10 protein-coding genes are annotated in these 12892 nt (G+C 70.7%); 4 read left to right on the top strand and 6 right to left on the bottom strand.

Translation table 11 applies throughout. The features are described 5' to 3' along the window. The first annotated feature begins 41 nt into the window (after positions 1–41). Positions 42–881 carry a sigma-70 family RNA polymerase sigma factor gene (locus ACWD4G_RS06085; RefSeq protein ID WP_451290991.1) on the top strand — a complete coding sequence of 280 codons (840 nt, stop codon included), beginning with the start codon at positions 42–44 and terminating at the stop codon, positions 879–881. Positions 882–888: 7 nt separating this feature from the next. Here ACWD4G_RS06085 and qcrB read toward each other — a convergent pair whose 3' ends face one another. Both qcrB and ACWD4G_RS06075 read right to left on the bottom strand, forming a co-directional pair. Beyond that, positions 889–2514 carry a cytochrome bc1 complex cytochrome b subunit gene (gene qcrB / locus ACWD4G_RS06080; RefSeq protein ID WP_451290990.1) on the bottom strand — a complete coding sequence of 542 codons (1626 nt, stop codon included), beginning with the start codon at positions 2512–2514 and terminating at the stop codon, positions 889–891. Between the two features lie 68 nt (positions 2515–2582). Next, positions 2583–2873, bottom strand: a complete 291-nt coding sequence (locus ACWD4G_RS06075; RefSeq protein WP_451290989.1) for a WhiB family transcriptional regulator — start codon at positions 2871–2873, stop codon at positions 2583–2585. Between the two features lie 236 nt (positions 2874–3109). Between ACWD4G_RS06075 and ACWD4G_RS06070 the strand changes: the two genes are divergently transcribed. Continuing rightward, complete coding sequence (locus ACWD4G_RS06070; RefSeq protein WP_451290988.1) at positions 3110–3922, top strand: RNA polymerase subunit sigma; 813 nt, start codon at positions 3110–3112, stop codon at positions 3920–3922. Here ACWD4G_RS06070 and ACWD4G_RS06065 read toward each other — a convergent pair. Together ACWD4G_RS06065 and ACWD4G_RS06060 are read right to left on the bottom strand one after the other, a co-directional pair. Beyond that, on the bottom strand, positions 3902–4804 hold the full coding sequence (locus ACWD4G_RS06065) for a sigma-70 family RNA polymerase sigma factor (protein WP_451290987.1): 903 nt from the start codon (positions 4802–4804) through the stop codon (positions 3902–3904). The genes ACWD4G_RS06070 and ACWD4G_RS06065 overlap by 21 nt on opposite strands. 193 nt (positions 4805–4997) lie before the next feature. Continuing rightward, positions 4998–7379 (bottom strand): ABC transporter permease, encoded by a 2382-nt coding sequence (locus ACWD4G_RS06060; RefSeq protein WP_451290986.1) that lies wholly within the window; start codon positions 7377–7379, stop codon positions 4998–5000. 118 nt (positions 7380–7497) lie between these two features. Between ACWD4G_RS06060 and ACWD4G_RS06055 the strand changes: the two genes are divergently transcribed. Beyond that, positions 7498–8028: a hypothetical protein gene (locus tag ACWD4G_RS06055; protein ID WP_451290985.1), complete on the top strand. Its 531-nt coding sequence runs from the start codon at positions 7498–7500 to the stop codon at positions 8026–8028. Positions 8029–8066: 38 nt separating this feature from the next. Here ACWD4G_RS06055 and ACWD4G_RS06050 read toward each other — a convergent pair whose 3' ends face one another. Then, entirely contained in the window at positions 8067–8408 is a 342-nt protein-coding gene (locus ACWD4G_RS06050) for a hypothetical protein (RefSeq protein WP_451290984.1), read from the bottom strand. A 166-nt stretch (positions 8409–8574) separates the two neighbouring features. Here ACWD4G_RS06050 and ACWD4G_RS06045 point away from each other — a divergent pair, with 166 nt between their 5' ends. Then, positions 8575–11349, top strand: coding sequence for a cation-translocating P-type ATPase (locus ACWD4G_RS06045; protein ID WP_451290983.1), 2775 nt, complete (start codon positions 8575–8577; stop codon positions 11347–11349). Here the strand turns inward: ACWD4G_RS06045 and ACWD4G_RS06040 are convergent. Then, on the bottom strand, positions 11288–12691 hold the full coding sequence (locus ACWD4G_RS06040) for an NAD(P)/FAD-dependent oxidoreductase (RefSeq protein WP_451290982.1): 1404 nt from the start codon (positions 12689–12691) through the stop codon (positions 11288–11290). The genes ACWD4G_RS06045 and ACWD4G_RS06040 overlap by 62 nt on opposite strands. Between the last annotated feature and the right edge of the window lie 201 nt (positions 12692–12892).

Raw genomic sequence — 12892 nt, 5'->3', positions numbered from 1 at the left:
CGGCCCTGGAGCCGCTGCCCCACAGAGCGGAGGAACCGGTCATGGACACCTACCTGGCCGAAGCCGGCGAAGGCCGGAGGACGACGTACACAGTGGACACGGCATACACAACAGACACGGCGGACACGGCGGACGCGACGGACGCGACGGGTACGGGGGGTACCGCGGGCACGGGAGGTACGGAGGGTACGGCAGGCACGGCGGATGCCACGCATGGGACGGCTTCGGCGCCCGCCCCCGCGATCGACGGTCTGGATCAGGCGACCTCGGTGTTCGTCCGTGCCCGGCCCGGACTGCTCAGGATCGCCGGGGGGATCGTCGGGAACGCGAACGACGCCGAGGACGTACTGCAAGAGACTTGGGTGCGCTGGCACGGCGCACAGCGCAGGGCCGTCGCGAACCCCCGGGCGCTGTTGCGGACGACGACCGTCCGGCTGGCCATCAATGTCGTCCAGTCCGCCTGGAGACGCCGGGAATCCTGTGCCACCCCCTGGCTCCCCGAGCTGGTGGACACCCGGGCGACCCCGGAGGCGACGGCCGAACGGCAGGACACCGTGGAGCGAGTGGTGCTCCTGCTGATGGAGACGTTGACGCCGAGGCAGCGTGCCGCGTTCGTCCTGCGGCAGGGCTTCGGCTACCCGTACCGCCGGATCTCCGAGATCCTGTGCCTGAGCGTGGCCAATACGAGGCAGCAGGTCACTCGCGCCCAGCAGCGCATCGCCGCGCACGATCACGTGCAGCCGGTGGACTCCGTCGCGTACCGCCGTCTCGTACAGGCGTTCCTCGCGGCGGCGCGGGCCGGTGACCTCGCCCGGCTGGAGGAGGTGCTCGTCGCGGACGCCGACGGCCCGCACGCGTGCGGGCCGATACCGGGGCGGTGAGGGGTGGTCAGTGGCGGTGTTGGCCGGTGATCTCCTTGTACTCCCGCGCGGTCGGCTTGGCGATCTGGGTTCCCTCGCCGTAGAGGCGCCGGCTGAGTCCGGCACGTAGCCGCCGGGCGAGGCGGGGTGCGGCGGCGGGGCCGTCCCCCTCGTTCGGGGCGCCGGCCCCGATCGGCTCGTACTGCGTGTGCTGGGTGAGGGCGTGGAGTCGCTCCTGGCCGAGCGGCTCGTGCACCTCGACGAACTCGCCGTGCGGCAGCCGTTTGACGACACCGGTCTCACGGCCGTGCAGCACCAGGTCACGGTCCCGGTACTGGAGGTCGAGGGCCCATCGCTTGGTGATGGCGTAGGCGAGGACGGGGGCCACGAGGAGGCCGATGCGCACGGCCCAGGTCACCGCGTTGACCGAGACATGGAGGCGGAGGGCGATGATGTCGTTGGCGGCGCCGATCAGGGCCACCAGATAGAAGGTGAGCCAGGCGACGCCGAGTGCCGTTCGTACCGGGCGGTTGCGCGGTCGGTCGAGGAGGTGCTGCTCGCCGTCGTCGTCGGTCACCCACGCCTCGATGAACGGATAGGCGCCCAGGGCGAGGAAGAGCCCCACGCCGACCAGCAGCGGGATCAGATTGTCCAGGGCGAGGGTGTGGCCCCAGAAGGTGATCTCCCAGCCGGGCATGACCCGCAGCAGCCCGTCGGCCACGCCCATGTACCAGTCGGGCTGCGATCCGGCGGACACCTGGTCGGGACGGTAAGGGCCGTACAGCCAGACCGGGTTGATCTGCGCGACCGCCGCCATGACGAAGATGACGCCGGCGACCAGGAAGAAGAACCCGGCGGACTTCACGGCCCGCACCTTCGGCGGCAGGCCCACGACAGTGGTGTTGCTCCGCCCCGGCCCCGGGTACTGCGTGTGCCGGTGGCGGAGCACCAGAAACAGATGGGCGACGAGCAGTGCCACCATCAGGGCGGGGATGATCAGCACATGGATGGTGTGGAAACGCGCCACCAGATCCTCCCCGGGGAACTCACCGCCGAAGAGGAACATCGACAGATAGGTTCCGACGACCGGGATGGACAGCAAAGTGCCGTTCACGACCATGAGCCCGGTCCCGGACAGCAGATCGTCCGGAAGGTCGTATCCCGTCAGGCCTCCGAACATCCCGAGGATCAGCAGCAGGAAACCGAGAACCCAGGTGATTTCGCGGGGCTTTCGAAAGGCGCCGGTGAAGAACACCCGCATCATGTGGACGAGCATGGCGGCGACGAAGACGAGTGCCCCCCAGTGGTGGGCCTGCCGTATCAGCAGTCCGCCACGGACGTCGAAGGAGATGCGCATGGTCGAGTCGAATGCCTCCGACACTCTCTGACCCCGCAGCGGCGCGTAACCGCCCTGATACACCACTTCGTTCATCGACGGATGGAAGAACAGCGTCAGATACACACCGGTGACGACGACGATGACGAAGCTGTAGAGGCATATCTCGCCCAGCAGGAAAGACCAGTGGTCCGGAAAGGCTTTTCGCGCCCCGGTCCTGATCAGGCCGTGGACGCCCAGGCGGCCATCGGCCCAATCGGCGAGCCTTTCCCCTTTCCTCCGTGGCCGCGCTCCACTGTCCCGGCTCCCGTCACCCATGACTCGACCACCATTCATGAACCGTTGGGGTTGTCTCATATGACCGGGCACACGGTGTGGATGTGACGTCATGCCGCGGTGGTGATCGTGCCTTTGGCCCGGCGGGTCCCGTACCGCCTCATCGCCCGGCGTTCGCTCTCCGTCGTACCGCCCCAGACGCCTTCCACGTTCCCCGTCTCCACGGCCCATTCGAGGCATTGCTCCAGGACGGAACAACGGGCGCAGACGGCCTTGGCCGCGTCGATCTGTTCGAGGGTCAGACCGCCGGCTCCTATGGGGAAGAAAAGGTCGGGGTCTTCGCGCAGACAGGCCGCCCGTTCACGCCAGTACGTCGCGTAGTCTCCTCGTTCAACTGCCATGGCAAACAAACCTCCGGGGTTCGTCGTTCGGCGAGAGGCTCCGGAATGCGATCACGTTTCTCGGGAGAAGCCTTGTCTCCGGGAGAGGGCATGTCTTCCGTGAAGGGGCCGGGGCTTTCCCTTCAGACCACGCGACCGGCCCATGTGTGACACCGGACGGCGCCCCGTCGGCCGGTGTCACAAGATCCGTGGCTTCCCGGTCTAACGGATTGAGCCGGGCGCGAGGAGGTTGGCGTATGGACGACACCGGGGCGGTGTCGATCGGGGAGCTGGTCGAGGAGCGCCGCCAACTGCTGGATGTCGCCTCCTGGATGCTGGGCGGCACCGGTGAGGCGGAGGCCGTGGTGGGCGCGGCCTACCGGCGGTGGTACGGGCTGTCCGACGCCGCGCGCGCGGAGATCCCGGTGCCCCGGCGGTGGCTGACGAGGACGGTGGCGCGGCTCTGCCTGGGCCGGCCGGCCTTCCCGGGCCTCGACGGCGTCGACAGCGTCGACAACGCCTTCGGGACGGCTCCGGGCGCGGACGCGGACATCGCTGGGCGCGGGGAGCGGGAGTGCGCCGAACTCGCCGACCGGGCCCGGCGCAGTCTTCGGCTACGGCGTGCGCGGCCCACGTCGGCGGCCGAGCACGACGCGCTGGCCCGTGCCGTGTGCCGGGCGTGTGCGGGCGGGGACGCCGAGCTGCTGGCGTCGCTGCTGTGCGGGGACGTCACCGCGTTCTTCGACGGCGGCGGCAAGGTCCGGGTACCGGCCCGCCCCGTCCACGGCAGCGAGCGGGTCGCCCGCGGCCTGCTCACCCTGCTGGCCGGCCGCTCGCGCACCACCCGCTCGCACACCACCCTGGCGGCTCACTCGGTCAACGGCGCCACCGGGCTCGTCGCCCGGTACGACCACGAGGTCGTCGCCGTCGTCAGCCTCGACATCGCCGACCATCGCGTCGCACAGGTCTGGGCCGTCCTCAACCCCGACAAACTCCGCCCCTGGAACCAGCCACCACCCCACGGTGCGCCCGGCTCGCGCCGGAACCCCTCACCGGGGGGCGATGGTTGAGGGAGCGAAGCGGGAACGCGAATCGAGGAATGCGGCGATCTTGCTCGGGGTGAACAGCCACATCAGCCTGTGGATGCCCTCGTTCGAGGCGGCCATCGTCATGAACGCGATGGGTTCGCCCGCCCGGTAGACCATCACGCCCGTGGAGCCGTTGGCGTCGACCAGTCTGGTCTCCGCTTCCCGCCAGAGAACCCGATAGGTGACCAGCTTGGCCACCCGCGCCCGGCCCGTCACGGGGATTCGGGCGCACCCGCGCATTCCGTTGCCGTCGGACAGACTGACGGTGTCGGGGGTGAGCAGGGCCTCCAGCGAGGCCACGTCCCCCGTCCGGGCCGCCGAGACGAAGACGCCGAGCAGACGTCTGTGTTCCGCCGTGTCCACGCTCTCCCGCTGCTCCGCCGACAGATGCTTCCGCGCACGGCTCACGATCTTCCGTACGTTGACCAGGCTGAGCTGGAGGATCTCGGCGATCTCGGGATAGGCGTAGTCGAACGCCTCGCGCAGGACGTACGCGGCGCGTTCGGCGGGGCTCAGCTTCTGCAGCACCAGCAGCAGCGCCAGTTCGATGGCCTCCGCGCGCTGTGCGCCCACCTCCGGGTCCGCGCTGGTGTCCACGGGTTCGGGCAGCCACGGTCCGATGTAGGTCTCCCGGCGCACCCGCGCGGACTGCGCGACGTTGATGGCCAGTCGGGTCGTCGCGGTCGAGAGGAAGGCGACCGGGCTGGTCACCACGGTGCGGTCGGTGTTCTGCCAGCGCAGCCACACGTCCTGGACCACGTCCTCGGCCTCGACCGCGCTGCCGAGCACACGGTAGGCGATGCCGAAGAGCCTGTTGCGGTGCTGGAGGAAAACGGAAACGGCCTCTTCCAGGTCACTCGTCATGGGGGCCGGCTCATGATCCATGGTCCTGCTGTCTCCGTTCCTCCGGTCGCGATCGTCCAGGAGCGTGACCACGCGTCGACCGCGTGACGTGCCGTACGGCTGAGGTCCTCGGGGCCCGCCGTCGCGGAAGATCACGACCGGTTCCCTCGTATCTCCCTCTTAAGACAGGGCTCGGCCCGGTTTTGTGACAGGGTCACTCCGAACGCAGCCCTTCCGGCCGCATCAGCCTCCACAGCGGCGGCAGACTCACCAAGGTCACCAGCAGCACCAGCCCCGCGGCCACCGCTGTGTACGGCAGGAAGACCCACCAGTCCTCGGCGGGCTTCCGCACCATGTCCAGCATCACCCGGCCGAGCGCCAGACCTCCGGCGGAGGCCAGTGCCGTACCGACGAAGACCGGGACGGCCGTCTGCCACAGCACCGACCAGGCCAGTGTGGAGCGCCGCGTACCGAACACCACCAGGACCGACAACTGACGTCGGCGCTCCCGCAGTTGCTCGATCTGGGTCACCAGCATGCTCGCCGCGATCAGCGCCATCATCAGCGTGCCGCCGACCAGCAGGCCCGTCTGGACCGACTCGTACTCCTTGTCCCGCTGCCGGTTCTGCCGTTCCGTCACATCGATGGCCGGGTCCACCCGGGCGGCCGTGTTGCGGACGAGGTCCGCCACGTCGGCCACGCGGGGATCTGTGTGAACGCCCGCCTGCGTCTGGGCTCCCGGCAGGGCGCCGCGCGGCAGGGCACCGGGGGTGGCGAGGATTCCGTCGTGCCGCTCCCCCATCGGGTCGGGCACGGTCGTCACCACCGGGCTGTCCTTCGGCAGCGTCCACCGCAGTGTGCGGCGCTCGCCGCCCAGGCCGTAGTCCTGGAGGGTGACGGCCTTGCCGGGCCTGGCCGTCTCGTCCACATACCGGCTGCCCGCCGTGTCACCGGGGTTGTGCGCGACGAAGGTGTCGCCGTCCCGGCAGGAGGGGAGGCGGGCCACTTTCCGCAGTCGGGCGCAGTCACCGACGGTCAGGGAGGTCACCGACGACCGCTCGGCGCCGTGCACATACGCCCAGGTGAGGGCGAACGACGCTGTCACACCGTGTGTACGGCGCAGTCCGTCCTCCAACCGCGTGGTGGCGGCGGGGTCTCCGTGCGTCGACATCAGGGTGAGGTCCGGTGTCCGAGCCCGGCCGGCGCTCGCGCCGCTTCCTCCGCCGTCCGCGCTTCCGGAAGGGTTCATGAAGCCCTGTTGCATGGCGCCGAACATCAGCTGCAGCACGATCGCCCCGGCCGTGGCCACCATGACGCCGCTGACGGCACGTGCCGCCGAGCCGCTGGACAGCTGGAGTCGGCGGATGGCGAGCTGCCACGGCACGGGGCCGCCCCGCAGCCGTGCCACGGTCCACTCGACCAGCCAGGGCAGCAGACCGGCGAGGCCCACCAGCACCAGCGCCGCCCCCACGGCGACGGGGAACGCGGCGACCTCCTGGGAGGGGGCGGTGACCCGGTCGGAGAGCAGCAGGATCGCCATGCCCGCGCTCGGCGGAACCAGCCGCCACCACAGCCGCCCGCGCCGCAGTCGGGCCCGGCGGACCACACCGAGGGGTTCCACCGCCACCGAGCGCATCGCGGACAGGGTCACCACCACCGAGGCGAGGGGCACCGCGACGGCGACGAGTACTGCCGGGCCGGGGCGCGGGACGATGTCACCCGGGTGGGCGCCGACGCCCCACAGACGTACGAGGCCGGCCGTCTGACGCCCCACCAGGAACAGCGTCGCGCCGACGGCGACGCCGAGGACCGAGCCGAAGAGCGCCTCCCCGGCGGCGATCCGGGCGACCGTACGACGGTCCGCGCCGACCAGCCGCAGCCCCGCGAGCCTGCGGTCCCTGGCGTCGCCGCCGAACCGCACCGCCGTGGCGATGAAGATGCCGACCGGCACCAGCAGCACGACGCAGACCATCACCACCAGCAGATACAGGGACGCGTCGAGGGGGTCGTCGTCGGAGACGTATCCGAAGCGCGCGGCGCGTACGGCCCCGCCCTCGGGGGTGATGCGGTCGCTGCCCGCGTAGTAGCGGAGCTCGCCGGCGTCGAGCAGACCCGAGGGCGCGATGGTGCCCACGATCCGATGGTCCAGACGCTCCTTCAGCAAAGCGCCCCCGGACGTGTCGAGCAGCTCTCTCAGGGCCGGGGAGACGACCATCTCGCCGGGGGAGGGGAACGTCGCGACTCCGGGCGGGGTGGGCGCACCGGGGCCGTCGGCGCGCAGCAGCAGCCCGCCCACACGGTCGGACCGGAAGTCGGTGTCGCCGGAGAGCCACAGGAAGGAGGAGTCCGAGCGCGCCACCGAGGTCTCGGACATGACGTTCGACGGCTGCCGGGCGTCGCCGCGCTCCGCACGGGCGGACAGGATGTTCGGTGTGGACGCGGCGAGCAGCAGCAGGGCCACGCCGAGCCCCACCCCGACCGCGGTGAGCGCGGTTCTCGTCCAGCCGCCGCGGCCGCCGGCCACGGCGAAGCGTAAACCGAGACGAAGTTCACGGAGCCACGCGCCCGCTTTGAAGAAGGTGTCACTCATTGGCATGGGCGGGACTATACATGCGGTGTATACATGGCGTGCATAGAAGAGGTGATGTCAGACGGTGGCACAGCGGCACGGGTCGTTGCCTATGATGACGTCGGGTCGAGGACGAGGGGTGCACATGGTCTCCGCAACGGCGCACGACATCGAGGCCACCGCCGAGAGCCTTCAGGCGGACCTGGCCCGTCTGAAGGTCCAGAAGGAGGCGCTGGAAAGGGAGTTGGCCGCGGTGTCGGCCCATCTCGGTTCGGTGCGGCGGGCCCTCGGCGCCCTTGAACCGCTGATGCGCGCCCAGACCGCGACGGCGTCCGAACCGCAGGTCGGGCCCGCCTCGGGCGACCCGCGGGTCAAGTCCGCTGCGGGCGAGCCGAAGGGTGAACACGCCTCGTCCGCACCGCGAGTCGAGACCGTCTCGGCCGAACCCGTGGACACGGACGGGCGGAAGTCGTACGGCAGGCTCACCGAGCAGATCATGGAGTACTTCGCCGGCCTCGGCGATGTGGACGTACGGGCCCGCGATGTCGCCGCGGCGCTCGGCCGTGACACCGACAGCGGCAGCATCAACGGTGTGCGCAGCACCCTCGACCGTCTGGTCGGCGCGTCGCGTGTGGAGCGAGCCGGGCGGGGCCTGTACCGGGCCAGGCGCTCCTAGGCACACCCCGTCCCGACGGCGGCCGTCCGCACCGGCGTTCAGCGCACCGTCTCCACGACCACCACGCACACACCGATCATCGTGACGGTGATCAGGGTCATCGCGGTCAGCGTGCCCCTCAGCCAGCGCCGGATGCGGACCCGGTGCTGCTCCTCCACGACGTTGATGCTGTCGGCGATGTGTTCCGTCACCATGTGGGCCACATAGGTCTGCTCCCGCAGATACCACCGTTCGATGTCCGTCCGTTGTGCCGGTGTCAGCCCCGGCGCCCGTGCGGTGAAGTCCGCCACGCGCTCGTGCGCCGCCTGCAGATGGGCCCTCTCGTACAGGAAGTTCTCGATGTCGATCAGGCCGCGCCTGACCTCTTGGCTCGCGTCCATGACGTGCTCCCTTCCTCACACGGAATGGACCGGACAGCCCGCCCGGCTGTGACACACACCGTTTGGGTGGTCGCCGACGCCATGTGTCACATCCACACCGTCTGCCGGGTCATACGAGGGGAACCGTGTCCCTTCGTGATGACCGCCGCCGGAGAGGAATCGAGCGATGACGACGCTGGACGGGCAACCACCGAGGGAGGTCGCACGCGCGGACATCGCGGCGCGGACGCCCTCCGGTGAACCGGACGCCTATCGGCAGACCCCCGCCGAGGTCGCGGAACGGCTCGGGGTCGACCCGGGAGTGGGGCTGAGCCCGCGCCAGGTCTCCGAGCGGGCGGCGGTCCACGGCCCCAATCAGTTGTCGGAACCGGCCCGGCGCCCCGAGTGGCTGAAGTTCCTGGACCAGTTCCGCAACTGGCTGATCGTCATCCTGCTGATCGCCGCCGTGGTGGCCGGAGTCATCGGTGATCTCCGGGACGCGCTGGTGATCACCGTGGTACTGCTGATCAACGCCGTGCTCGGCTATGGGCAGGAGCGGCGGGCCGAGCGCAGTCTGGAGGCGCTGCGCGGCATGTTGGTGCCCACGGCGAGGGTGCGCCGCGACGGTGGCGAGCTGGTGGTGGAGGCGCGGTCCCTGGTGCCCGGGGACGTGGTGCTGATGGAGGCGGGCGACCGGGTACCGGCCGATGGTCGGCTGACGGTCGCGGAGAGCGTCGAGGTCGCCGAGGCCGCGCTGACCGGTGAGTCCCAGCCGGTCGCCAAGAGTGTGACGGCCGTGGAGCCCGGCTCGGCCGCCCCGGTGGCGCTCGCCGAGCGCACCAGCATGCTGTTCATGAACACCGCGCTGGCCCGGGGCCGTGCGGAGATGATCGTCACGGCCACCGGGATGCGCACCGAACTCGGCGCCGTCGCCGAGGCGTTGCGCGCGGGCAAGGAGCCGCCAAGCCCGCTCCAGATCCAACTGGACAGCCTGGGCCGACGGTTGGCCCTGCTGAGCGGGGCCGCGGTCGTCGTCTACGCCCTGAGCGCGCTCATCCGGGGCGCGTCGCTCTCGGATGTCGGGCTGCAGGCGGTGGCCCTGGCCGTCGCCGCGATCCCCGAGGGCCTGCCCGCCGTGCTGTCCCTGACGTTGGCACTCGGTGTGCACCGTATGGCCCGAAGCGGTGCCGTCGTCAAACGGCTGGCGTCGGTGGAGTCGCTCGGTGCGGCCACGGTCGTGTGCAGCGACAAGACGGGCACGCTGACCCTCAACGAGATGACCGTGCGCACCTTGTGGGCCGAGGGCAGGCTGTACGACGTCACCGGGGACGGCTACGGAACGGCGGGCGCCCTCCGCGTCCACGGCCCGCAGGGCGGGTCCTCCTCCGACGGTCTCCGCGACGCGGTGCTGCCCTTCGCCCTGTGCAACGACGCCCATGTGGCCGACGGCCGGGTCATCGGCGACCCCACGGAGGCCGCGCTGGTCGTCCTGGCGGCCAAGGCCGGTGTGGACGCCGACCGGCTGCGTACGGAGCTGCCCCGGGCGGGCGAGCTGCCCTTCGACGGGGCCACCAAGTACATGGCCACCTTCCACACCGGACCCGACGGCCGCACCCGCGTCCACGTCAAGGGCGCGGTCGACGTGCTGCTTGACCTGTGCGCCGACGTCCGCGCCGAGGACGGTGTGCGCCCCCTCGACGCAGAACACCGGGCCGAGATCCTCGCCGTGACCGGGCGGTTCGGCGGCGCCGGGCTACGCGTCCTGGGCGCGGCCACCGCCCTGCTGGACGGTGAGCCGGGCGACGAACCGGACGGCGAACCGGGCGAGTTCACCCCGGCCGCGCTGCCCGGTCTGACCCTGGTGTCGATCGCCGGGATCGCCGATCCGCCCCGCCCGCAGGCACGCGAGGCGATGGCGCTGTGCCGCACGGCGGGAGTGGCCGTCAAGATGATCACCGGTGATCACGCCGACACGGCGACGGCCATCGCCCGCGAGCTGGGTATCGCCGGTGATGTCGTGACGGGCGCCGAACTGGACCGGATGACGGAGGAGGAACTCGCCGAACGCGTCGACGAGATCGGTGTGTTCGCCCGTGTCGCCCCGGAGCACAAGGTGGTGATCGTGCGGACGCTGACGGACCGGGGGCACATCGTCGCCATGACCGGTGACGGGGTCAACGACGCGGCGGCGCTGCGGGCCGCCCATATCGGCGTGGCCATGGGCATCACCGGCACGGACGTGGCCAAGGAGGCCGCCGATGTGGTCCTCACCGACGACGACTTCTCCACGATCGTGCGGGCCGTCCGCGAGGGGCGGGCCATCTACGCCAACATCGTCAAGTTCGTCCGCTTCCAGCTGGCCACCAACGTCGGCGCGATCCTGACCCTGCTCGGCGCCTCCCTCGCCGGACTGCCCTCCCCGCTCACGGCGGCCCAACTGCTGTGGGTCAACATCATCATGGACGGTCCGCCCGCGATGGCCCTGGCCGTCGATCCCGCCCCCGACGATGTGATGCGCAGGCCGCCGCGCGACCCCCGTGAGCGCATCCTGGACCTCCGCCGGCTCCTCGCCATCGGCTGGGCCGGTGCGGTCATGGCCCTGGCGACCGTGACGCTGTTCGCCGTCGCCCGCTCGTCCATCGGTCCGGACACCGCCCTGACCATGGCGTTCACCACGTTCGTGCTGTGCCAGCCGTTCAACGCCCTGAGCGCCCGGGCGGACGACGGCCCCCTGCTGGGCCGCCATCAGCTCCGCAACCGTGCGCTGTGGCTGTGTCTGGCCGGTGTCCTCGCCGTGCAGGTCGCCGTCGTCCAACTGCCCTGGGCAGGCGGGGTCTTCGGGACCGTACCGCTGACCGCACCCCAGTGGGCCGTGTGTCTGGTGACCGCGTCGGCCGTGCTCATACGGCCGTGGCGTCGCCGGTCCGCGTGGCGTCGGAGCGGGGCACCTCGCCGCCGGTGACGAACGCGTCGCGAGGGTGCTGGACGGAGGCGAGGGAGACGAGGTCCCGGCCGAACAGGGCCGCGGTGAGCCAGACGGCGAGCACGCGGACCTTGCGCTCCCAGGTGGGCACGGCCAGGACGTGGTAACCCCGGTGCATCAGCCAGGCGAGCGGTCCCTTGATGACGATGCACCTGTACTGGAAGATGCCGCGCCCCAGCCCCAGGGTCGCCACCACGCCCAGGCCGCTGTGGCGGTAGTCCCGGACGCGGCGTCCGCGCAGGCTCGCCGCGATGTTCTTCGCCAGGCGCCTGCCCTGCCGTACGGCGTGCTGGGCGTTCGGCACCGTGCGGGTGCCCGGGACCGGTGAGGCCAGGTCGGGGACGGCGGCGTCGTCTCCGGCGGCCCACGCGTCGGGTACGGGCGCCTCGTCCGTGCCGACGCGCAGATCGGGGCGGACCACGAGCAGACCCCGCTCGTCGACCGGCAGATCCGTGTGATTGTGCACGACGGGGTTTGAGGCGTTGCCGGCGGTCCAGACGATCAACTCCGCGTCGAACTCCTCCCCGTCCGAGAGCACGACGTGCCCGTCCACGGCGGAGACGAGTCGCGTGTCGAGATGGACATGCGCGCCACGGCGTTCCAGGGAGCGCACCACCCAGGCGCCCGGCCCGTCGGTCACCTCGGGCAGGATGCGGTCCCGGGCCTCGACCAGATGGAACGACAGGTCCCGCGGGCCGAGTTCGGGGTAGTGCTTGAGTATCCCGGTCGCCAGGGACAGCAGTTCGCCGAAGCCCTCGACGCCGGTGAAGCCGCCGCCGACGAACACGACGGTGAGCAGCCTGCGCCGTGCGGCGCCGGGTGGCAGCGAGGCCGCCCGGTCGAACGCGGTGAGCAGCCGGTCCCGGATGGCCACCGCCTCCTCCACGTGCTTCAACCCGATGGCCTGCCGGTCCAGTCCGGGTATCGGGAAGGTGCGGGTCACGGCACCGGCGGTGACGACGAGCGTGTCATAGCGCAGTTCGTAGTCTTTCCCGTTGCCCTTCCCGTCGTCCTTCCCGTTGCCCTTCCCGTCGTCCTTCCCGTCCACGGGACGGACGGTGACCGTCCGGTCCGCGTGCCGGATCTGGGTCACGCTGCCCGCGATCAGCCGGGTTCTGCGCAGATGCCTCCGCAGCGACACCGCGGCGTGACGCGCCTCCACCGAACCGGCCGTCACCTCCGGCAGGAAGGGCTGGTACGTCATGTACGGCCGGGGGTCGACGACGGTCACCCGCGCCTCACCCGCCCGCAACGACTTCTCCAGGCCCCACGCGGTGTAGAAGCCCGCGTAACCACCACCGACGATCAGGATCTCAAGCATGGGCTACCTCTGCTCCTCGTCCGTCACCAGAGAGACCGGGCAGGTCTTTCACCAGTGAGACCGGACGGAGCAGCACGCTGTGACACCCCCCGAATGGCCGAATCACCTCACTTTCTGGCGGGTGTTTTTCCAACTGATTATCCGAACAATTCTTTTCCTTCCGATTCCTTCCGAGACCCCCTCGCATTGAGCCGCCCAACA

Source organism: Streptomyces sp. NPDC002643 (assembly GCF_053592555.1).
The sequence above is the reverse complement of the archived record's forward strand: the minus strand, read 5'-3'. Positions and strand labels throughout refer to the sequence as shown.

Bases quoted from the DNA above. Each gene is read 5' to 3' on its own strand.
- ACWD4G_RS06060 (WP_451290986.1), bottom strand. From the start codon at position 7,379: ATGCCAATGAGTGACACCTTCTTCAAAGCGGGCGCGTGGCTCCGTGAA.
- ACWD4G_RS06070 (WP_451290988.1), top strand. From the start codon at position 3,110: ATGGACGACACCGGGGCGGTGTCGATCGGGGAGCTGGTCGAGGAGCGC.
- ACWD4G_RS06055 (WP_451290985.1), top strand. From the start codon at position 7,498: ATGGTCTCCGCAACGGCGCACGACATCGAGGCCACCGCCGAGAGCCTT.
- ACWD4G_RS06065 (WP_451290987.1), bottom strand. From the start codon at position 4,804: ATGACGAGTGACCTGGAAGAGGCCGTTTCCGTTTTCCTCCAGCACCGC.
- ACWD4G_RS06075 (WP_451290989.1), bottom strand. From the start codon at position 2,873: ATGGCAGTTGAACGAGGAGACTACGCGACGTACTGGCGTGAACGGGCG.
- ACWD4G_RS06040 (WP_451290982.1), bottom strand. From the start codon at position 12,691: ATGCTTGAGATCCTGATCGTCGGTGGTGGTTACGCGGGCTTCTACACC.
- ACWD4G_RS06050 (WP_451290984.1), bottom strand. From the start codon at position 8,408: ATGGACGCGAGCCAAGAGGTCAGGCGCGGCCTGATCGACATCGAGAAC.
- ACWD4G_RS06085 (WP_451290991.1), top strand. From the start codon at position 42: ATGGACACCTACCTGGCCGAAGCCGGCGAAGGCCGGAGGACGACGTAC.
- ACWD4G_RS06045 (WP_451290983.1), top strand. From the start codon at position 8,575: ATGACGACGCTGGACGGGCAACCACCGAGGGAGGTCGCACGCGCGGAC.
- qcrB (WP_451290990.1), bottom strand. From the start codon at position 2,514: ATGGGTGACGGGAGCCGGGACAGTGGAGCGCGGCCACGGAGGAAAGGG.